The sequence below is a fragment of the Rhodococcus sp. GA1 genome (genome assembly GCF_024321955.1).
GTDB lineage: Bacteria > Actinomycetota > Actinomycetes > Mycobacteriales > Mycobacteriaceae > Rhodococcus > Rhodococcus pyridinivorans.
The window spans coordinates 4,944,179-4,965,573 of the sequence record NZ_CP097186.1 but is presented as its reverse complement, the minus strand read 5'-3'; the positions used below and the strand labels follow the sequence as shown (position 1 = coordinate 4,965,573).

The 21,395-nt window shown below is 65.8% G+C and carries 15 protein-coding genes and 4 pseudogenes; 11 read left to right on the top strand and 8 right to left on the bottom strand.

Annotation, left to right across the window (positions count from 1 at the left end; all coding sequences use genetic code 11):
• Positions 1 to 91 precede the first annotated feature (91 nt).
• On the top strand, positions 92 to 280 hold the full coding sequence (locus M3330_RS23145) for a LysM peptidoglycan-binding domain-containing protein (RefSeq protein ID WP_232333355.1): 189 nt from the start codon (positions 92 to 94) through the stop codon (positions 278 to 280).
• Positions 281 to 320: 40 nt separating this feature from the next.
• Here M3330_RS23145 and M3330_RS23140 read toward each other — a convergent pair whose 3' ends face one another.
• On the bottom strand, positions 321 to 752 hold the full coding sequence (locus tag M3330_RS23140; protein WP_019289498.1) for a carboxymuconolactone decarboxylase family protein: 432 nt from the start codon (positions 750 to 752) through the stop codon (positions 321 to 323).
• Between the two features lie 1,327 nt (positions 753 to 2,079).
• On the opposite strand from M3330_RS23140, the gene M3330_RS23135 reads away from it, so the two are divergent.
• Entirely contained in the window at positions 2,080 to 2,745 is a 666-nt protein-coding gene (locus M3330_RS23135; protein ID WP_255026514.1) for an IS110 family transposase, read from the top strand.
• Here the strand turns inward: M3330_RS23135 and M3330_RS23130 are convergent.
• Positions 2,700 to 3,955, bottom strand: a protein-coding gene (locus tag M3330_RS23130; RefSeq protein ID WP_255026513.1) for an IS3 family transposase whose coding sequence is annotated in 2 segments (ribosomal slippage) — positions 2,700 to 3,682 and positions 3,682 to 3,955 — 1,257 coding nt in all. Because the reading frame shifts where the segments join, the coding sequence is not laid out codon by codon here. The genes M3330_RS23135 and M3330_RS23130 overlap by 46 nt on opposite strands.
• Between M3330_RS23130 and M3330_RS23125 the strand changes: the two genes are divergently transcribed.
• Positions 3,954 to 4,640, top strand: a complete 687-nt coding sequence (locus tag M3330_RS23125; protein ID WP_255026511.1) for a transposase — start codon at positions 3,954 to 3,956, stop codon at positions 4,638 to 4,640. The two genes, M3330_RS23130 and M3330_RS23125, sit on opposite strands and share 2 nt — an antisense overlap.
• A 22-nt stretch (positions 4,641 to 4,662) precedes the next feature.
• A pseudogene (locus M3330_RS23120) lies at positions 4,663 to 5,181 on the top strand (DDE-type integrase/transposase/recombinase); the annotation flags it as partial.
• Positions 5,182 to 5,301: 120 nt separating this feature from the next.
• Here M3330_RS23120 and M3330_RS23115 read toward each other — a convergent pair.
• From M3330_RS23115 to M3330_RS23110, 3 genes and pseudogenes are all read right to left on the bottom strand, one after another.
• Positions 5,302 to 6,615: a lipase family protein gene (locus M3330_RS23115; RefSeq protein ID WP_024102492.1), complete on the bottom strand. Its 1,314-nt coding sequence runs from the start codon at positions 6,613 to 6,615 to the stop codon at positions 5,302 to 5,304.
• A gap of 345 nt (positions 6,616 to 6,960) precedes the next feature.
• A pseudogene (locus M3330_RS24600) lies at positions 6,961 to 7,071 on the bottom strand (helix-turn-helix domain-containing protein); the annotation flags it as partial.
• Between the two features lie 906 nt (positions 7,072 to 7,977).
• Positions 7,978 to 9,066, bottom strand: a complete 1,089-nt coding sequence (locus tag M3330_RS23110; protein WP_231913120.1) for a triacylglycerol lipase — start codon at positions 9,064 to 9,066, stop codon at positions 7,978 to 7,980.
• Between the two features lie 327 nt (positions 9,067 to 9,393).
• Here M3330_RS23110 and M3330_RS23105 point away from each other — a divergent pair, with 327 nt between their 5' ends.
• Together M3330_RS23105 and M3330_RS23100 are read left to right on the top strand one after the other, a co-directional pair.
• A complete protein-coding gene (locus M3330_RS23105; RefSeq protein WP_024102494.1) occupies positions 9,394 to 10,632 on the top strand; it encodes a CdaR family transcriptional regulator in 1,239 nt (412 codons plus the stop codon).
• Positions 10,633 to 10,700: 68 nt separating this feature from the next.
• Positions 10,701 to 11,506 (top strand): IS5 family transposase gene (locus M3330_RS23100; RefSeq protein ID WP_255026508.1). Its coding sequence is split into 2 segments (ribosomal slippage): positions 10,701 to 11,367 and positions 11,367 to 11,506, totalling 807 coding nucleotides; the frame shifts between segments, so codons are not numbered across the junction.
• 156 nt (positions 11,507 to 11,662) lie between these two features.
• Here the strand turns inward: M3330_RS23100 and M3330_RS23095 are convergent.
• Positions 11,663 to 13,058, bottom strand: a pseudogene (locus tag M3330_RS23095) (IS1380 family transposase).
• A 165-nt stretch (positions 13,059 to 13,223) separates the two neighbouring features.
• On the opposite strand from M3330_RS23095, the gene pepN reads away from it, so the two are divergent.
• The 3 genes from pepN (at position 13,224) to M3330_RS23080 (ending at position 17,673) form a co-directional block, all read left to right on the top strand.
• Complete coding sequence (gene pepN / locus M3330_RS23090; RefSeq protein WP_071936391.1) at positions 13,224 to 15,716, top strand: aminopeptidase N; 2,493 nt, start codon at positions 13,224 to 13,226, stop codon at positions 15,714 to 15,716.
• Entirely contained in the window at positions 15,713 to 16,843 is a 1,131-nt protein-coding gene (locus M3330_RS23085) for a tyrosine-type recombinase/integrase (RefSeq protein ID WP_071935018.1), read from the top strand. Before pepN ends, M3330_RS23085 begins: the two co-directional genes overlap by 4 nt.
• A gap of 128 nt (positions 16,844 to 16,971) precedes the next feature.
• The gene (locus M3330_RS23080) at positions 16,972 to 17,673 is read left to right on the top strand and encodes a DNA alkylation repair protein (protein WP_219129086.1); all 702 of its coding nucleotides are present in this window, start codon (positions 16,972 to 16,974) and stop codon (positions 17,671 to 17,673) included.
• Between the two features lies 1 nt (position 17,674).
• Here the strand turns inward: M3330_RS23080 and M3330_RS23075 are convergent, their stop codons facing one another.
• A complete protein-coding gene (locus M3330_RS23075) occupies positions 17,675 to 18,064 on the bottom strand; it encodes a hypothetical protein (RefSeq protein WP_198040621.1) in 390 nt (129 codons plus the stop codon).
• 171 nt (positions 18,065 to 18,235) lie between these two features.
• On the opposite strand from M3330_RS23075, the pseudogene M3330_RS24595 reads away from it, so the two are divergent.
• A pseudogene (locus M3330_RS24595) lies at positions 18,236 to 18,556 on the top strand (recombinase family protein); the annotation flags it as partial.
• Positions 18,557 to 18,629: 73 nt separating this feature from the next.
• Entirely contained in the window at positions 18,630 to 19,325 is a 696-nt protein-coding gene (locus M3330_RS23065; protein WP_071935020.1) for a recombinase family protein, read from the top strand.
• Between the two features lie 725 nt (positions 19,326 to 20,050).
• On the opposite strand, the gene M3330_RS23060 is transcribed toward M3330_RS23065, so the two are convergent.
• Positions 20,051 to 20,692 carry a hypothetical protein gene (locus M3330_RS23060; RefSeq protein WP_156895151.1) on the bottom strand — a complete coding sequence of 214 codons (642 nt, stop codon included), beginning with the start codon at positions 20,690 to 20,692 and terminating at the stop codon, positions 20,051 to 20,053.
• Between the last annotated feature and the right edge of the window lie 703 nt (positions 20,693 to 21,395).

Here is a 21,395-nt window from a genome sequence, read left to right as displayed (position 1 = left end):
CGGGCACGTCGCTGGTACGGCGAGGCGCAGTTGCATCCGATCATTTCGTTCCCGAACCATCGCCGACCCCGACCACGTCGAGGTCGGACGCGTGCTGATCCGTCCGGGACTCAATCTCCGGCACACCGCCGTCGCCGGCGATACCCTGCGGGTCTTGGCGCAACACCACTACGGGAACGCGGAGATGTTCCCGATCGTTGCGGCTGCCGATCACATCGCCGATCCGAACAAGATCACCGTCGGGCAGGTGTTGTTCTTCCCGGACCTCACCGACTTCTGACGCGGGAGATCTTCCGGTCGGAGGTGGTGTCCGGCGCAGGTCACGGAGCGACGGGGTAGTGGCTTCGGACGGCGATGCGGTTCCACGCGTTCATGACGATCGTGAGCCACGTGATCGCGGAGACCTGCTCGTCGCTCAGTGATCCGTTGTCCCACTCGTGACCAGCGGGTTCCATGTGGTGAGTGACGTCTTCGGCGAGCGCGGCCCGCTCATGTTCGGTGAAGTACTGCGACTCCCACCATGCGGCAAGGACCGCGAGACGATCGGTGGTCTCGCCCTTGTCGAGCGCGTCGCGTGTGTGCATGCGCAGACAGAACGCGCATCCGGTGAGCTGCGACGTCCGGACCTTCACCAGTTCGGCCAGCTTCGCATCGAGTCCGGCTCGCGCGACGGCCTCCTCGACCTCCTCGTTCAGGGCCAATACGCTCTTGTAGGCGGCCGGGTGCTGCTTACCGAGGTTGACATGCGCCATCGTGAATGTCCTTCCGGCGAGCGATACCGGTCGGAACGACCGGCTGCTTCATTCTGTCAGCCACGTCCGGGCCGGTGGGGGTGGATTTTTGCATTGCGGCCAGAGGTCGGCCGGTCCCGGTCTGTCGAGTTCCGGGGATTCCTGCCACCGGTAGTCCATCTGTCGCGCGACCCGGCACGCCGGTTCGTGGTCGACGAGCGAGACCGGTTGCAGTGCCAGACCAGCAGGGCGTCGAACGGCGGTGCGGCAGCGATCGAAACATCGGTGGGGACCCGCAGGCCACCGCGTGCGCCACCGTGTTCGCCGATTCGCGTAGTGCTCTACTCGCGAGTTGCCCGTAAAGCGACGCGAAAGTGGATGTCACGCACGGAGGGCACCATGATGACACCGTCACGCCGATACAGCGCCTTGTTCACGCTTTGCCTTGCAGTGGTTCTCGTTGGTGGGATGTCCACAATGCACGCAGCAGCACAGAGGAAGCCCGGAGTCGACGCGTGTTCGACCTGTTCGGGGCCCGACCGAGGAGAGACCGAGTCCGGTACCGAAGGAGGGACGTCGGGAGGTGATGGATCCGGTTCGAAGCGCGGTTCCGGTGGAACGGGTGGCGAAGTCGTCATTCCGCGGGCCCCGACTCTCACCCTCTCGCGGCCGCCCCCTCGACCTCCTACGTCGACGCCGCCGCAGTGGACTCCACCTTCATGGTGGCGGCCTTCTGTGCCGTCGTGGACACCAGAGGTGGCTCCATCCCCACCGCAGCGCCTCGAATCTCTGCAGCCGCGGTCGGAACAACCAGGAGCCACCACCGTCGAAGACACAGTTGCGCCGGCCGGTCCTACCACCCCAGAGGTCGAAGCAGGCCGGAGTCGAGCACCCGACGACAGCGCGCCACGCGCGGCCACCCGAATCCGAAGTTGGGTCCGCGCCGCTCGCTCCAAGGTCCGCACCACGATCTCGGAGCCGTCGGCGCCGCGGCCACCGGATCTGGTCGACCGGAACTTCCGGGTCGAGCGGCCCGACGCGCTCTATGTCGCCGACTTCACGTAATGGGAGGGTCGGACCCCGATCCGACACGAGGAAGCGACAGGCAGGTGGTCACTGAGATTTCACCGATCCGGGCGCAGGCTGTAGCAGTGAGCTGCTGGAAGGTGACCACTGCTGTTGACGACACGGACTGCGTGAGAGGTCTGAAAGGTAGACGGTGGTGGCCCTGCCAGTCGCCCCCGGGAACGTGATCGGCTTGTGAGATGCCGCGCCGCGAGCGCTGTCCATTAGGTCGCCGCACCACCTGGAGCTCCGCAAGGGAACGCCGAAACGAAAGGGGCCGCACATGGGGATCAACTGCGGGATCGACTGGGCCGAATCCCACCACGACGTTGCGCTCGCCGACGACACCGGACACATCGTCGCACGAGCACGAATCGACACCGGCGCAACTGGTTTCAACGACCTACTGCGCATGATCGCCGAGCACGGAGGCACCCCCGAAGGCACCCCGGTCGCCATCGAGACCGACAAGAATCTGCTCGTCGTCGCCCTCGCCGAGGCCGGGTTCACCATCTACCCGATCAACCCGCGTGCGGTGGCCCGCTACCGCGAACGCCACGGGCAGGCCGGCGGCAAGTCCGATCCCGGCGACGCCGCGGTCCTGGCGAACGTCCTGCGCACCGACCCGGACGTGCACCGGGTGCTCCCGGCGGTGAGCGAACACGGGCGGGCGGTCAAGGCCCTGGCCCGTCAGCATCAGGAGGCGATCTGGGCGCTGCACCAAACCATCAGCCGCCTCCGGTCGGTACTGCTCAAGTTCTACCCTGCTGCGCTGCAAGCATTCCCGAACCTGAAGCACCGTGCCGCGCTGACGGTGCTGACGGCGGCGCCCACCCTCGAGGCGGGGCAGAAACTGACCCGGCACCGACTGGAGTCTGAACCGTCTCGGGTTTCTTGCCGCTCCTATATCGGTGACGGCTCCGGTTGCGGAGTCGACAGGTTAGCGTAGTACGCCGCCTCGAATTCATCCGGCGGGACGTATCCGAGACGGCTGTGCAGGCGACTGCGATTGAACCAGTCGACCCACTCCATCGTGGCGTACTCGACGTCCTCGACGGACTTGTAGGGACCCGGATGGAACGGGTTTCCCTTGGCGATCACTTCGGTCTTGAACAACCCGATCGTGCTCTCGGCCAGAGCGTTGTCGTATGCGTCTCCGACGCTGCCGACCGACGCGGCAATACCCTCCAGCACAAGGGTTTCCGCGAAAGCAATGGAAGTGTATTGACTGCCGGCATCGCTATGGTGGATCAACCCCGAGCCGACCGGGTGGCCCGTGTGGTCACGTCGCCACAGTGCCATCTTCAAGGCGGTGGTGACCATCGCGGTGTCTTTGACGGTGGCGGCATGCCAGCCGACGATCGCCCGCGAGAAGCAGTCGATCACGAACGCGACATAGACGAACCCCACCCAGGTGCGGCAATAGGTGAAGTCGGTGACCCACTTCCGATTCGGAACCTCGGCGGTGAAATCACGATCGACCAGGTCAGGGGCGCGGCGGCTGTGCGAGCCGCCGGGCATGGTGGTGCGGTGCCGACGGCCCCGGACCGCTCCGGACAGTCCTTCGTCGCGCATCAACCGGTCGACGGTGCATGCCGCGACGTCGTGGCCGTGTCTGCGCAGGTGCACGGTCATCTTTCGGCGACCGTAGAGACCTTCGGCGGTGCCGACGGTCTCACGCAGAGCGTTCGTCAGATGTGCATCGGCGACGGTCCGGCGGGATGGAGAAGCAGTTTTCCAGTTCCGATACGTGCGTGGGGCGACCTTGACGCCACGCTCGGTGAGCACGGCGCAGATCGACTCGACCCGGTGTCCTTGTGCACGCATCTGGTCGATGAACTGGCAGATCAGCGGCGGCGAGGGTCGAGCTCCCTCGCGAAGAAAATCGAAGCCGACTTCAGGATCTCGTTGGCCTCACGGAGGTCTCGGACTTCGCGTTCGAGCTCTTTGATTCGTTGCTGCTCGGCGGTGGTCACGCCGGGTGTCTTGTCGGCGTCGACCAGAGCCTGGCGGGTCCAGGTGCGCAGCGACTCGACACCGACGCCGAGCTTCGGGGCGATGGCCTTGCATGCCGCGAACGGTGAAGAGTATTCGTCGAGGTGGTCGAGGACCATCTTCACCGCTCGTTCACGCTGCTCGGCGGGGTAACGCTTGGACATGATGTGCATCCTCCTCAAGAAAGGAGGCGGCATCAAACCCGAGACGGTTCAGTCCCTGCTGCGCCGCTGCGGCCGCCGCAACGACCCCGGCCTGGTCGAGCAGATTCTCACCGACCTGAGGGCCCCGACGCTGCGGCAGCCGCCGCAGGTCGAGGCCTCCCTCGGCCATGCGGTCGCCGGGCTGCTCGGCATCGTCGACTCGATGCACCGGGCCGTCGACGACCTCGAGAAGGAACTGGGCCGCGTCTTCGACACGCACCCGCAGGCACCGATCCTGCGCTCGGTCCCGGCACTCGGGCCAATTCTCGCCGCCCGGGTTCTCGCCGAAATCGGCGACGACCAAACCCGATTCGTCACACCAGCCGGGCTGCGGGCGTTCGCAGGCACGGCGCCGATCACCCGCGCCTCCGGACGCTCGCACTACGTCAAGGCCCGCAAGGTCCGCAACAAGCTGCTCTGCGACGCCTGCCACTGGTGGGCGTTCGCGATGCTTACCAAGTCCGCCGGCGCCCGCGCCCACTACGACAAACGCCGAGCCGCCGGGGACCACCACAACGCCGCGCTGCGCAACCTCGCCAACAAGCTCCTCGGGCGCCTGTGGTGGTGCCTGCAGCACGGCGAGGCATGGGACGACCGGGCCGCCTGGCCCCAGGCTCACGACGGCCCGAATCCGGCCGCCGCTTGACAGCTGACCGGCGTGGGATGTCTACGTGCGGATGGTGCCGTGCTTCGCGTACACGGCGTTCGTGATCGATGCGTTCGCCGGCACGATCGTCGGTTGGGAGGTGTCGACGTCGAAGGAGACCGCGTTTGTGCAGCGGGCAGTGAATCAGGCCTGCATGCTGCACTCGATGCACGGCAATCCGTTGCGCGAGAGAACTATTCACCACTCAGATGCGGGCTCGCAGTATACGGCTTTTTGGTTCGGGGAAACCCTGTTCCTGCAAGGGATTCGGCCGTCGATAGGTTCGGTGGCCGATGCCTACGATAATGCCCTCGCAGAGACGACGATCGGGCTCTACAAGACCGAGTGCATCGCCGACGATTCCCCGTTCCGCGAGGGCCCGCTGCGCACCATCAGTGACGTCGAGGAGGCTGCCTTTGCGTGGGTGCACTGGTACAACACCGGCCGGCTTATGCATCGCCTCGGGCGGATCCCACCGGCCGAGTACGAAGCCAGGTACTACGCTGAACACCGTGCCGATCAACCGGTCGCACACAAATGACAGTGTGTGCATGAAACCCGGGATGGTTCATAGCAAGCCGTTATCCCGGGATAATGCTGGTGCTGTGAGAAGCCCGTGCCCACCAAAACGAGTCCGTGAACCCGCCGGGAGTGTGCCTTCCTATTTGTGACGTTGGGAGATAGTCCTGCTGCACAGCATCCGGACGAACACTGCGGCGAATCGTAGGTGGGCCGCGACATCGCATCCGCGCCAGGTGAGCGACCACACCGTCGTGGTGGTGCTGGGCGGCAGAGGGTTACCCCCGAATCGATCGGCCAGCCAAGCCATCGTCATCGGGGTGCCGAGGTAGAGCAGGGCGAGGTGCGTACTCAGACGATCGCGGACGTAGCGCACGTGTGCGCCGGCGCGCCGGTATCGCTCGACGTGGCGGTCCACGTCCTGGACGGCGATCAGTTCGTCGTTGACACCTTGAATGACCAGGACCGGCATCGAGGGCGCGTGCAGCCCGGGACGGATGTCGTCGAGGATGGCGCGCATCTCGGGCAGGTTCAGCAGGTCGGCGAAGCTGGACTCGCTGTAGCGGTCCAGGTTTTTGCCCGCAAATCGTGACAACAGTGCCAATGTGGTGCGTGAGGCGGCGTCGGCGAGGAGGGTATGGAATTCGGGTTTGGCGTGCTTGGCCAGTAGTTGCTCGAGTTCTGGGTAGGCGCGCTGCAATGCCGCGACACAGACCGTGGAGAACCCGGACAGCAGTGAGCCGTTGAGCCGGACGAAGGTGGCCCCGGGATCACCGACGGGCGAGCCCGCGACCGCGCCGACGATATTGAGGTCGGGAGCATAGTGTGCGGCGACTTCTGCCGCCCACGCGGTCGCCAGCCCTCCGCCGGAATAGCCCCACAGGCCGACCTCGGTGGTGGGTGTCAAGCCCAGTGGTTCGAAGGCCAGTGCCGCGCGGGCGGCGTCGAGGGCGCGATAGCCGGGTTCGCGCGCGACCCCGAAATGCCCGCCCATGCCTCCGTGATCGGGGATCGAGACCGCCCAGCCTCGGGCCAGGGCTTCGGCGATGACCGGTAGTTCCAGTTGCGGAATCGCGCCGAGCGCTCGCGCGCCCCGGCGTAGGGCGTAGGAGGGGAAGCAGTTCGACCCGACACCGTCGATCGCGCATTGAAACGACACCAGCGGGCGGGCTATGGCCTCGGCGTCGGCCGGTAGCAGCACCGTGGTGACGGCGACTTCGGGGGTCCCGTGCAGATCGCTGGTGCGGTAGAGCAGTTGCCAGGCAGGGAACCGCTGAGCGATGACACCGAACAAGGCGATCTCGGTGACGCGTGTGCGCAGGATCGCGCCCGGCGGTCGGGCCGCAAGATCGGGGGGTGGGCAGTAGAACTCGTCGTTTTCCGGGCGGGTCGCTCGGGCGGCGGGATGGTCGGTGAGCGTCGGGGGCGCAGCATCGGAAACGCTGGGCGAGCTCATCCTGGTGGTCCTTTCGCGCGCCCATATGTCGGGGTACCGATACAGCAAAGGGGATAGTCGGCCGATCGACCGTATGCACACCCCAAACCTAGCAAGAACTGGTGGTGAGAAAAAATTGTCTTTCAACATAATTCGATCGTTTCGTTTGCACCCGCGGGGCAGGCTCGACGTCGGCATTGGCCGGGCACTGGGGGCCTCAACTCCGGAGGGCAGTGTTATCGCTGCTCGCAGCGCGTTGTGGTTCGAACACTGCGCCATCGAGGACTGGGGTGGAGAGTTGCGTGCGATCAGGGCCGCACGCAAGCGCCACACCCCGATCGCACGGGTGCAGTTCAGCCCGGTCAGCGTGCCGATCCGGCGTAGCTGGTAGTCCACGGTGTTCGCGTGGACGCACATGGCCCGCGCGCTGAGTCGACGATTGAGATCGGTGCTGATGTGTACACGCAGAGTCTGCAAGAGTTCCGGGTGCTCGGGCTCGGGTCCAGCAGGGCGGCCAGGCTGTCACGGGTCGGGCCCGGCCGGGTGAGCTGGTATTCCAGGGCCAGATCCTCGAACGGGTAGAGCCCGGGGCTGCCATAAACCCAGCGAGCCACATCGAGCAGGTCGTGCGAGGTCTCCGCGACGGCGGGTATCGCCGCGGGGGTCGGCCCGGACCACCGACGCGGTCAGTGGCACCCGAGTCAGGAACGTGCACAGCCCCTCCTCGGCGTCCGCGATCGTGCCCGGGACCAAGATTGTGCCACCGAACTCGCTGAGCAAGGCCGGCACTGGATAACCGCACTGTCTCGCGGGCAACTCCTGCAAACGCGCCCATCGCCCGGGCACCGCGCGCGTCGGTGGCCGCGACCGCCAGGACGGTATAGCACTGTGTGAGGGGCACACCGTGTTCCAGCGATACCCGGTCAGGATGGCGGCCACCGAACAGAGCACGCGCCACTTCCCGCTGCTGTGCGGGGCCGGTGCTTGGCGCAACTTCCAGATACGCTCTGGCCATGGTCGCGTTCACCGCGTTCTGTGCCCCTATCAGCTGATCGATCTGATTGCGCCGCAGCGGCGGTGATTGGCGATCGTCGAGGTGGGTGTCCAGGTGGAGTCGGAAGCCTTCGCGCACGAGCCGGTGCACGGTCTCGATTGGCACCCCGACTCCGGCCCACCGCGCTGCGGCGCGGTGGATGCGTTCCATCCTGGCGCTCGGGGCCATCGCCTCGCCGGCCACCAGGTCCAGGCATCCGGCCACGACGGCGTTGATCTCCTCGCGGAGCGGATCCCCCGGCCCGCTGTGACGGCGGATCCGCTCGAGCAGTTGCCGCACGATGTTCTCGGTCTGTGCGGCCGCGCACAAACCCGCGGTCACGCTGGTGGTCATAGTTTGCCGCCACCGCCGATCAGCCACGGGTTGAAGGTGCACACCGGCGCTGTCGCGGCGGCCGGGTCCAGGGCGTTCAGAGCGATGCTCGCCGAGCGCGGCGAGTACATCATGGTGAGGTGGTCGGACAGGTCCTGTTCACACCCTTCTTGCAAGGTGATGTTCTGCACGGTGGCTCCGGTGCCGGCGCGCAGGAATGCCCAGTCGTAGGGGTTGGTGACCTCGTCCCAGCGCGAGGCCACCGCGGTGTAGTCGACCCCGGGCACCGTGTCGCCGCCCGCATTGAGGGTGGCGTAGAACGGCGAGCCGACGGCCTGCTGGATATTCGACATGCCCGCGATAGGTTCGACGAACCCGAGGATGTTGACCCCGAGGTTGTTGATGGTCCGGCCAAGGGTGGCGATGCCCATCAGCGTGGTGCCGTGGTGGGTGGCGCCGAAGGTGACGAGTTTGGAGACCCTTTCGGCGCCGCCGTTGAATTTCAGGTAGTGGTTGGCCACGGTGCCGCCCTGGGAGTGCCCGACGATGTCGACCTTGTCCACCCCGGTCGCGGTGCGTACACGGTCGACGAATTCGGCGACCTGTAGTGAGGACTCCTCCATCGGCCCGACACCGTAGCGGCCGGGCAGCATCGCCCCGACTCCACCGCCCTGCACGAGACCGGACTTGCCGAAGTTCAGCGCGTAGACGCAGTAACCGGCCCTGGCCAGTTGCGGGGACAGGAAAGAGAAGGTGTCGAAGGCGTTGAGCCAGGTGCCGTGCAGCAGCACTACCGGTCGCGGATGCTCAGGACTGGGTTTGCAGTCCCACTTGTTGGCCCCGGCCGGGGCGACATCGGGGTTGAGCAGCCCGTGGGCGAAGGCCGCCAGCGGCGCGCTCAGCTCCGGGCCCTGCCCGACGGGGGCCGCAGCGGTGCTGCTGCCCCACCCCGAGCCGCTACCGGAGCCACTGCTCGATCCGCTGCCCGAATCGACAATCGCCTTGGGTTGGCGGCCGTCGGGGGCCGGGGCAAGACCCTCGGAGAGGGTGTCGGCGAAGGCCGCCAGCTCGGCTTCTGCCGAGGGCGCCGTATCGGCGGTTCCCACTCCGGGACTCTGCGCCAGCGCTACGCACGAAATGATCGCGGCGCAGACCGTCCAGCGCAAGTGTCGCCTCGTTGCAAGCATTTATGTGTACTTCCCATCTACTCCTCGCAGCGCCACACCAGGTCATGTGGCTCGGCGCATAGTGCGGCTGTTGCGTGATCAAAGCCGCTGCGCTTTGGCGGTACAGCGAGTTTGTACCGGGTGGCCGATGCCGTCACTGCACGCACGAACGAACTACTGCAAGCGGTTCTTGTCGATGGAGACAAACCATCTCGCTGATCGTTCGCCGGGGTGTCCCTTTTCGATGTCGCGGGCCACAATCTCTGCATGTCCTCCGCTCCACCGCCGTTCGCCACCGACACCCTGCTGCTCACTCGTCTGCTGCCCCGATGGCCGCAGATAGCTGAACGGATACTCGCCGATGGACTGGGGGCCACACCACCAGCGGCGGATCTACCCGACGGACATTTCCGCCCCGAGGTACTGCCCTCCATCTACGCCTGCGGACGAGCGGTCCTGCAAGCCATCAGCGAGGGCCGCGCCCTGACCCGCGCCGAAGTCGCCGACTTCGTGGCCCCGGTCGCCGAACGTCACGCCGAGGACCGGTTCCCCTTGGCGAGCCTGATCGAAGCCATCCACAACTCGGCCCAGTCGGTGCTCGCCGAGGCCGCCACCCTCGCCGCACCCGAGGAGATCGACCAACTGGTGGCGATCGGATCCGGGCTGCTCGACCTGCTCAAGAACATCACCATCACCGTGACCGAGACTTACACCGAGGTCGGCCAGTCCATCCACAACGCCGACCGAGAAGCCCGCCGCGAACTGTGCTCGGCCCTGCTACGCGGGCGACCCGTCGAAGCGCTCGCCGCCCGCGCCGACACCCCGCTGACCGACTCCTACACCGTGCTGGCCATCCACGCCCGACCCGAAGACCCGAGCACCGCGACCGCAGACCTGCTGGCACGGCGACGGATCCGAATTCTGCACCACACCCTGGACACACTCAGCAACGGCACCGCGCTGGTCTCCTTCGACGGCTCCACCGGAGTCGCGCTGATCCCGGTGCACACCGACCCCGGGCATGGGCTGCGCACCGACTCCCTGAGCTCAATACTCACCGAGAAGCTCAGTGCGGTAATCTATCTCGCCGAATCGGTCGCGGTGCCGCGCACGCAGCTACCCGACGCCGCGGCTGAGGTCACCGAACTCGCCACCCTCGCACGCACCCTGGGCCGACCCCCCGGCGCGTATTGCCTCGATGACCTGCTGCTCGAGTACCAGCTCACCCGGCCCGGTGCGGCCCGCGACCGGCTCGCGGCCCGTATCGTGCCGCTGCTGGGGGCACCGCATCTGCTCGAAGCACTCGAAGCGCACCTGCGTTTCGGAGCCGACCGCAAAAGCGCCTCCGCACATCTGCACGTCCATCCCAATACCCTCAGCTACCGGCTGCGCAGGGTCGGCGACCTCACCGGAATCGACCCCGGCGAACCAAGCAACTCCCGCCTACTCGCTGCCGCCCTCACCATTAATCGCCTCTACACACCCACTGGGCCACCAGCGGCCTAGCCGCAATACCGTTCAGTTAGAGCATGTCTCATATGGACTAGATCGTTTGTGCGGCATAATGCACCGTCGTGGTCGATGCGTTGTCTTCCCGGCTGGTGCCAGATGCGTTGTGGGAGATCGTCGAACCGTTGCTGCCTGGCTTCCGGGCGCGGCCGCAGGGCGGCGGCCGGGCGGCACTCGATGATCGGGCGGTGTTCACCGCTATCGTCTACGTGCTTACCAGCGGCTGTGCCTGGCGGCACCTGCCACCGTCATTCGGGGTCAGTGTTCCGACCGCGCATAGACGGTTCACGACCTGGGTCAAGGCTGGGGTGTTCGACGAGCTGCACCGCCGGGTCCTCGATCGGCTCGGCGCCGACGGGGACTTGGGCTGGTCCGCCGCGATCCTGGACGCAGCGCACGTCCGGGCGAAAAGGGGCTCTCTGACCGGTCCCAGCCCGGTCGATCGAGGTAAGAACGGCTCGAAGATCCACATCCTCTCCGACGCCGATGGCATTCCCCTAGTCACGGCGGTGCCCTCGGCGAACACCCATGACAGTGTCATGTTGCAGCCGATGGTTGCTGCGATTCCGGCGGTGCGTTCGCGTCGTGGTCCGTGTCGTCGCCGGCCCGGCCGGGTGCGGGCGGACAAGGGTTACGACTATCCCGCACACCGCCGGAGGCTGCGGGCACGGGGCATCGTCCCACGCATCGCCCGCCGCGGCGTCGACAGCAGCGAGCGCCTCGGCCGTTACCGTGGAAGATCGAACGCACCCTGGCGTGGCAGAGCGGCTATCGCCGGCTGACGATGCGCTACGAACGTCACGGTGAGAACCTCGCTTCCCTTCTCCAACTCGCTGCCGCGTTGACCTCCTTCAAGACACTGACCAAATGAGACATGCTCTTAGCCTGAATCCACCGACTCGCTGGTGAAGCGGGCACGCGGCTGACCGGCGTGCATGACAGCGACTGCGGGCATGCGGTACCCACTGGTCTACCCAGCTTTTCCACTGCGAACGAGGTCAGCCGACAGCGTCGGAGATGGACGGGTTCAGGCAGCCACCAAAGGCGTATATCCGATCGTGTTGTGCCACACTGCAACCATCGCGATGCGTACGGCCAGTAACTGGGCAAATGCAGGACCGGTCGGCGTTGCGGCCGAGCCAGACGAGCTGGGACAGCGTCGCTCCGCCGCCGCAGCGTCGCTCCGCGGGCACGGCCGTACCGCCCACCTGCGAGGATGCCGGTGGCGCGCAGTAGGTTGTGGGCGATCGCAGCGCAGAGCACCCACGCGGAATTCGCCCCGAACGACCCGGACGGGATGTGGGCGAGTGGACCGTCGATCAAGTCAGCGAACACTGTTTCGATGATCGCGTGTTTGCGGTGGACGAGGTCTGCCTCCACCGTCGGCAGGACCGAGTTGGTGAAGAACGGGTGATGCCGCCACACCGGTTCCGGAGCGTCGAGGTAGCGGGCGTCTTTGACGCGGCGCACCACCAGTCGGGCGGTGGTCCGGTCCTTCGTGAAGGCGAACGCGGTGTACGGATTTCGGCGACCTCAGCGTCGGAGATCCATGCTCCGGTGCCCGGGTCACGGACCGCATTCGGGTACTGCACCGGCGTCCATGCGTTCTCATCGATCGTGGCGATCGCCTTCGTGATCGCCGAATTCTTCGTCATCACCAGTGAAAACTCGGCGCTGGCGCGTAGGCAGGCGCGGACGACTTTGCGGGTGCCGTATGCCGAGTCGCCGCGTACCAGGATCTGTGCTGCTGCGCCGACGGAGCGGGCGGTGGCGATCGCTCCGGCGATCATGTGCCCGGCACCCTTGCCGGATCCGGTCTTGCCGGAGCGCAGCCGCATCCCGGCGATCACCGGGGCACAGTCGTCGGTGCTCAGTACCGCGGCCAGTGGGGACAGACCTTTGCGGAGTAGTTGCTTGCCGGCGATCTTGGTGTGCCCGTAGTTCGCGCCCTGTATGGCGTGTCAGTAGACCGGACGGAGCAGCGAATCGATGTCGAGATAGATCTGGCGCGCACGTCCGGGCAGCAGTTCGACCCTGTTCGCCAGTGCGGCCAGATGTGCGCGCAGCATCGATTCGAGTTGGCGGGCGTGTCCGAAGGTGAACTCGCGCAGCAATGCTCCGATGGTCGATGGTGCGTATACCCGGTCGAACAAGGTGGTCATGTCACCGGAGCGCAGCACGTCGACGTCGTCGATATTGTCCGCGCCGGCGCACATTCCGGCGATCAGGGTGGTCAGTTTCGGAGCGGGGTTCGCTGCCCCGGATTTGACTTTCGAGGTGGTGATCGTGATCTTCTCGGTCAGCAGGTCGGACAGGCCTGTCAGCTGCGCCAAGGTCATCACCGGTATCAGGCCGCCGTACGACACGATGTTGTCGTCGTCGAACAGTGCGGACTCGGCGTTGAACGTGTGGGACACTTGCACTGGAAGTGCCTTTCTTGAACTGGACTGGTTTGTGCGTGAAGAACATCAATCATCCCAGTTCAGGGGGCGCTTTCTTTATTTCGACACGCCGCTACCCGCCGGGGGCATCGGTGGATTCAGGCTAATACCGCCGGGTCCGGGCGCGTGATGGCAGGATCGGGACTCGTGAGCTCCGCGAATCTGACCCGTGCCGAAACCGCCGCGCGCGCCCGCGCACTCGACGTGCACTCCTACCGCGTCGAACTCGACCTGCGGGGTGCCGTCGACGCCCGACGCACCGGATTCCCCACGGTCACGACGCTCGAATTCACCGCCTCCACCGACGAGGCCTGGCTCGATTTCATCGGCGACTCCGTCGAGTCGGTGACGATCAACGGTGAGCTCGTGCCCGTCGTCTACGACGGCGCGCGGATCACCATCGGTGGTCTGAAGGAGATCAACGTCGTCACCGTCGTCGCGACCGGCCGGTACAGCCGGTCGGGGGAGGGGCTGCACCGCTTCGTCGACCCCGTCGACGGCGAAACCTATCTCTACACCCAGTACGAACCGGCCGACGCCCGTCGCGTGTTCGCGTGCTTCGAACAGCCGGATCTCAAGGCGCCGTTCACCTTCGTGGTCACGGCCCCGCGCCGCTGGCAGGTGCTCTCGAACGAGGCCGCCGAGCGCACGGTGCAGCGCGACGACACCCAGACCGTGACGTTCGCGCCGACCCAGCCGATCTCCACCTACATCACCGCGATCGTCGCCGGCCCGTACCACCGGGTCGACGCGTCGTGGAGCCGCGACGAGCTGACGGTGCCGCTGGGAGTGCTGTGCCGCGCGTCACTCGCCGAGCATCTCGACGCCGACGAGATCGTCGAGGTCACCCGGCAGGGCATGGACTTCTACGCCGAGCACTTCGACTATCCGTATCCGTTCGGCAAGTACGACCAGGTGTTCGTGCCCGAATACAACCTCGGTGCGATGGAGAACCCCGGCTGCGTCACCTTCACCGAGGCGTACGTTTTCCGCGGTGCCGCCACCGCCGCCCAGCATCAGGGTCGCGCGAACACGATCCTCCACGAGATGGCCCACATGTGGTTCGGCGATCTGGTGACCATGAAGTGGTGGGACGACCTGTGGCTGAAGGAGTCGTTCGCCGATTTCATGGGCGCCTTCACCAGCGCTGAGGCCACCAAGTTCACCGACGCGTGGGTGGCCTTCGCGAACCGCCGCAAGGCCTGGGCGTATCTGCAGGACCAGCTGCCCACGACGCATCCGATCGTCGCCGACATCGTCGACCTCGAGGCCGCGAAGCTGAACTTCGACGGCATCACCTACGCCAAGGGCGCGAGCGTGCTCAAGCAGCTCGTGGCCTATGTCGGCCGCGACGCCTTCTTCGAAGGTGCCCGCCGGTACTTCCGCAAGCACGCCTTCGGCAACACCGCCCTCGACGATCTGCTCGTCGAACTGTCGAGCACCTCCGGCCGCGACCTGACGTCGTGGGCGCAGGCGTGGCTGCAGACCACCGGCGTATCAACCCTGCATCTCGAGGAGTCCGGGACCGGGTACGAGATCGTGCAGGGCGATCCGCGCCCGCATCGCCTCGCCGTCGGCTGTTACGACTCCGACGACTCCGGCGACCTCGTCCGCACCCACCGCGTCGAGGTCGACCTCGCCGACGAACGCACCCCCGTCGACCTGCCCGAGGCGGCGCTGGTGCTGCTCAACGACGACGACCTCACCTACGCCAAGGTTCGCCTCGACACGCGGTCGCTCGACACGGTCGAGTCCTCCCTGGACCGCGTCCGCGAACCGCTCGCGCGCGGACTGCTGTGGTCGGCGCTGTGGAACGCGACCCGCGACGGGGAACTCGCCGTCGACCGCTATCTGTCGATGGCCGCCGGGTTCGCCCCGTACGAGGCGGACATCGCGCTGCTCACCGCGGTGCTTGCCAACGCGGCCCAGGCCGTCGAACACTATGTGCCGGACTCGGCGCGCACCGATGCGCGGCGTCGCTGGCTCGACGCGGCCTGGGACGGAATGCACGGTGTCGCACCCGGCAGCGACGCCCAGCTGGCATTCGCCCGCGCGCTCGGTGTCGCGGCGAGCGTGGACGACCGGCACGCCGCCGACCTGCGAGCGATCCTGTGCGGCAACCTCGCACCGCCGGAGGGCCTGCGCCTCGACCCCGACCTGCGATGGAGCTGGTGGGCAGCGCTGACCACGACCGGCGACGCCGACGAGGCCGACCTCGACGAGGAACTGCGCAACGACGACACCGCCTCGGGACGCACCGCGCACCTGCGCGCGCTCGCCTCTCGCCCGCGCGCCGAGGTCAAGGCGCACGCGTGGGCGACGATCCTCGCCGACCACACCCTCACCAACGACCACCTCGACGCGACCATCGCCGGGTTCCGCGCCGGCGAGCGCCGCGACCTGATCTCCGCCTACGACACCGATTACTTCGCGGTGCTCTGTGAGACGTGGACGAGCCGCAGCATCGAGATCGCCCGCCGCATCGTCGTCGGATTGTTTCCCGCGGCCGACAGCCTCGAACCCGTCGACACCTGGCTCGAGGCCCACACCGATGCCCCGGCCGCGCTGCGGCGCCTGGTCATCGAACAGCGCGATCATCTCGCCCGCGACCTGCGTGTCCAGAGGATCAACACGCCGTGACCAGCCCGGATCTGCCCCGTCCCGAGGGGCCCGCGGTCCCGGACACGGTCGCCACCGCGATGCGGCGACTGCGGGAGAAGGCGACTTCGGAGAACACCCGCGCCGCCCAGATCGGCGACTGGACGATCTTCACCCGCTGGTGCGAACGCACCGGGCACAGTCCGATGCCGGCCACCGCCGAGCAACTGAGCTGGTTCCTCACCGAGAAGGCCGCCGAAGTGCGCCCCGATGGACGCTGGGCGTACGCGCCGTCGACGCTGTCGCGCTGGGTGTCGACCATCAACAAGATGCACGCCCTGGCGGGCCTACCGAAACCCGGTGGGCACGAATCGGTCCGGGACCTGCTGCGAGGCATCCGACGCGATCGGGCCACCCCGCCGGCGCGCCGGACCCCGCTGCTCACCGACGACATCCGCACCATCCTCTCCGCGATGCGCGTCGAGGCGGCCGACGGAGGGTGGGCCGAACGCGTCGCCGAACGTCGCGACGCGGCGCTGCTGCTCATGGGATTGGCCGGGGCGCTGCGCCGCTCGGAGCTCACCGGGCTCGTCGTCTCCGACGTCGTCCCGCACCGCGCCGACGGGCTCTACGTGACGGTCCGCCGGTCCAAGACCGACCGCAGTGCGCGCGGCCGCACGGTCACCCTGCCGTACGGGTCCGATCCGCACACCTGTCCGGTGTGTGCCTATAGACGCTGGCGGGAGGTGCTCGACGCGTGGGACGAGTCCGGACGCGAGGCCGTCGTCGACCTGCTCGGTACCGCCGCGGCCGACCCGGCCGAGCACTGCTGCCGTGGTCTGGCGGCCGGGCGCACGCAGGACGGCGACCGGCCCCTGTTCCGGCCGGTGCACCACAGCGGCGCGGTGGGGACGACCGCGCTGTCGGGGCAGTCCGTGCACTCGATGATCCAGCGCCGCGCCCGCCGCGCCGGATTCAGCGACGACCTCGTCGCCACCCTGGGCGGGCACAGCCTGCGGGCCGGGTTCGTCACCCAGGCGGTGCGCGGCGGCGCGACCACACAGACGATCATGACGCAGACCGGACACGCGGACGAACGGATGGTCGCGCTGTACAGCCGCCACCACGCCGGTCTCGTCGGCAACGCGGTCACCCAACTCGGCCTGTGAACGGATCCGGGTGGATCCGATCCCACTCAGCGACGCCGAACCCACCCGAATCGACGATGGAACCAGCCCAGGCCGTCGCCCGACGCTCGTAGGCTGAGGCGCGACCGACATACGGACAGGAGATCGCGGTGGCACAGACGAAAACGGACGCTCCGACCATCGACGAGTTGCTCACCGAACTCGCTGCACTCGACGACCCGAAGATCCGCGCGGTGAACGAGAAACACGGCGACGACCACGGCGTGAACCTCAGCGCCCTGCGCGCCGTCGCCAAGCGGGTGAAGACGCAGCACGAGCTCGCGCAGCAACTCTGGGCCACCGGCGACACCGCCGCCCGGCTGCTCGCGCTGCTGATCTGCCGCCCGAAGGCGTTCACCGCCGACGAACTCGACACGATGGTCCGTGAGACCGGCACCCCGAAGGTGCACGACTGGTTCGTGAACTACGTCGTGAAGAAGAACCCGCACGCGGAGGAGCTGCGCGGGCGATGGATGACCGATCCAGATCCGATCGTCGCGAGCGCAGGCTGGGCACTCACCGCCGAGCGTGTCGTCAAGAACGCCGACGGCCTCGACCTGTCCGGCCTGCTCGACATCATCGACGCTCAGATGCGCGACGCCCCCGAACGATTGCAGTGGGCGATGAACACGTGCCTGGCGCAGGTCGGCATCGAACACCTCGACCACCGGGCCCGCGCGCTCGACATCGGCGAACGCCTCGAGGTGCTGAAGGACTATCCGACGTCACCGGGCTGCACGTCACCGTACGCGCCGGCCTGGATCGGCGAGATGGTGCAACGGAAGAACGAGGCGAAGGCCACCCAGCCGTAGCTCACGCCACGTCGAGTGTGCGGATCTGCTGCCGGATCTCGTGCCACCCGGTGGTCCTTCCCGTCAGCAGCCACACCCGGGCGTCGATGTCGTCGCTCACAGGTCCGCGCACCTCACGGATCTCGGTGAAATACGGTTCGAGGTCGAACGGGTCGGCACCGGTGAACAGCACATCGGTGCTCGACTCGTCGGGAAGAGGGAAATAGCCGTACGCGCGGTTGGGCTGTGCGCCGACAGATCCTCGTACGCGCCCGCGGTGCTCGCGGCGATCCGTTCCCCGACGTCGCTGTTGGACATCGGCACCGAGACGGACGGCACGAGCGCGGCGAGCGCCACGCCGATCACCACCCAGCTCGCGGGCGATCAGCGCGACGACCACGACCGCAGCCACCGTCGCCACGATCGCCGGTATCCGCAGCACGAGGGGGTAGCCGTAGTACTCGGGAAAAATCGGGCGGATATGGCTGAGTGCACGCCTATGGTCTGTGGAACCGCGCGGGAGTGGCCGGCGGCCGGGAGGTGGCGGGGGTTGAGGCCGAGACGGTAACCACCACCTTTGGTTGTGTCGAAAAACCTTCGTTTCTCGACAGGGTTGAGCGTGAAACCGTTTATCCAGGTCGAGGATGTTGAATACCCGTGTCGAGAAACTACGTCGGATAACCTCACCGTCGGATATTGTCGACACGTGCTGATCGGCTACGCCCGCGTCTCGACCGGCGACCAGAACCCGAATCACCAGATCGACGCGCTGCGCCGGGCCGGCGTTTCCGACGAGAACATCCACGTCGACCACGCCTCCGGCGCGAAGGCATCCCGCCCCCAACTGGATCTGGTGCTCAGGTTGCTGAGACAGGGAGACCAACTCGCGATCACACGCCTCGACCGGCTAGGCCGCTCGGTACTGCACCTGATCGGCCTCGGCGCCGAACTCCGGGAAAAAGGGCGTCGGCCTGAAGGTGCTCGAACAGGGCATCGACACCGCCACCGCAGAGGGCCGCGCCATGTTCGGGATGCTCTCGGTGCTCGCCGAGCTCCAACGCGAGTTGATCGTGGCCAACACCCGCAATGGGCTTGCCGCAGCCAGGGCTCGCGGCCGCAAGGGCGGGCGCCCACCGAAACTCACTGCCGAGCAGGTCGAGCACGCTCAACGTCTCTACGACGCCAACACGCACACCGTCGCCCAGATCGCCGGACTGCTCGGCGTGCGCCGCACCACTCTTTATGGGCACCTGAGCAAGTCCGACGATGTATCGGCAGGTTCCGAGACAACGACCTCTACCGACCTTGGCCTGGACATACTCGAGCACCCCGTCCCGGTGCGGAAGACACGGGGTGCCTGCCCGAGTTGCGGGCACGAGCCCAGCACCCGATCCGAGGCCGCTCACCAACGCGCCGACGTGGCCGTCACCTGGCTACACCGAGACCTCGACGTCCCTGGCGAAATCGTCGCTCGAAACCATTGCCGCAATTGCCAACCTGAAGAACCTGCTGTCGATGTTGCCTGCACCGTCTGTGGAGACGGCCCCATCCTCGCCGGAGAATTCGCCGCCGAAATCGACACCAACGACGTCCTGCCCGATCCGGTACAACAGTGGCTCACCGACGCCGGATGGCAAACGGACCCAACGCTGCTGTGCCCCGAACATGCCTGAATGGCCAGTCGGGTCCTGGGTCCGCCTCTTGCCCGCGCCGAGTTGTCCACATAATCAAAACCCCACGCAGGTGCAACAGAACTCGCCCGCCTGCCATGCCGGGGTCAGTATTCACATGCCGTCGACACTCTGCGTCGACGTTGGGCAGGTGCACCTATACGCGACCTCGACGCCACGCCCACACGGACAGCCCGATTCCTACGACAGACGCCACCGGTAGCAGCCATCTCATCCGATTCCACATGGTGATCTCGTGGTACTGCTCGCTCGACAGGAATTGCCCTGTCGGTGTTCTCGGACCGGACAAGTCCCACCAGAGACTCCCGGAACTGCTCATGGCCTGTGGCCAGGCCATGAAGACCCCTACCGAGGTTACGATCATGAGGCACGTGACAGGGAATACCATCCAGAACCAAGGGGATTCAGGGGTCCGCTCATGTCGGGAGCCCTTTGGCAGAACCACACACGCCACCAATGCCACAACGCCGAAAGCACAGAATATCAACCACGCCACGACCTCGATGGTAGTGGTCCACTGCTGCACACTCCTGGAGGCGTAGGATCGTCGTCCACGATGGGCAAAGAGATCATATCTCGGGCCTAGGTCCGGGCGTCTCTTATGCGGTGCGAGCGGTAGCAACTGGCTCTGAGCGCGTACAGGCCAGCGGCGGACCTGTTTGTTCTCCAGATGAGAACCTGGAGAAGGTAGTCGACGGGACCGATCGTTAAAGGAAATCGATCGCGTAGACCTCTTCGGTCTCTCTATTCCCGGGTTCGGATATGATTCGGGCCTTGGAGGCTGCCATTTCGATGCCTGCCCCATCGGGATGGTCGATCTTGTAGTAGACCGCTATCCGGTGAAGCAAATCGATAATTATCTCCGCTCGACTACCCTCGTTCTGTCGACGTTCGTCCGGACGGAACAAAATTCGACTGTAGCGCTCGTTGCCCATAGACACGCGATCGGGAATGAAGTCGCGAGCATAGCGCTCGATGGTGGATCCCCAGATCGGCAGGTTGTCGTAGAACACAAGGTTAGATGGGCAGAGATAGTGTGGCCGCGGAACGTAGGGAGCAGACGTCGTATAGGATTCTCCATCTGCCCTCAACCAGCTCATCCCAACTCGTCCCACATTGCGACTGTATTCGACTCCGTCGACTAACACCTCCCACGCCGATTCCATAGGTGCGACAGTTGCAAGAAAAAACCGTAGAATTCCGTCTCTTGACGTTTGTCCTTCGATTTCTATCAAGAAGTATCCCGACGGCCTTATAAGGATACTGGAGATCCCGGATTCTTCAATGTGGTCGAATTGCTGAATTCTGGAAACGGAGCGTGTTTCGCAGAGGTTGTCCCAATAGCTCATGATACCTCTCGTACTGAGGTTATAAAAAGAAAAGGTGTTTTAGGGCGAGCTTCCTTGCTACCGCCTATCGTCCGCCTTCCCGACCTCGCTTCGGTGAGGCTCGGGACCTCCATGGCATCAGGCGCACCGTCAGGTCGACAAGGAGCGGGAGTTTCGAGAATTGGTTGGTTTCCCGTCCGTGAAACTCCCGCTCGGCCATGTCCCACTTGGCTCGCTGCGCGTGAGCCGCAGTTTATGTGTGGTCGTCGATGGGGTTTGTCCACTGGCAGAGGTCGCCGGGCCCGCTTCCTGAATATTCCGAACAAGTGTACCGACCGATCGCGAACCGAAGCCCGCCAAATGTTTGGTCGTATCCGAGCGACGGAATCTCCAGTCCGAGATTGATTACCTCGACGAAATATTTTCCCTCAGAGAGCGGAGTATTATAGGTACTGTATGCCGGATTGGTGTCCGTCCCAGAATTAACGAGGGTCTTCTCCGTTACAGTCCGATCCCCGGCTCTAGAAATATCCTGTCGCACTCGGTAGGTCAGAGCGAAAGTTCGTGACGGGAAGCCGAGGGTAGTCACTCTGGTCTCGACCCGTTGGTTAGTCCTATTGTCGAGAATGTTTGCAACTTGGAAGGCGAACTCTTTGCTCCACTCGACCTGCCCCGAGCTGGATGCGGCACCGATACACAAATCAACATGCTTGGATACACGCGG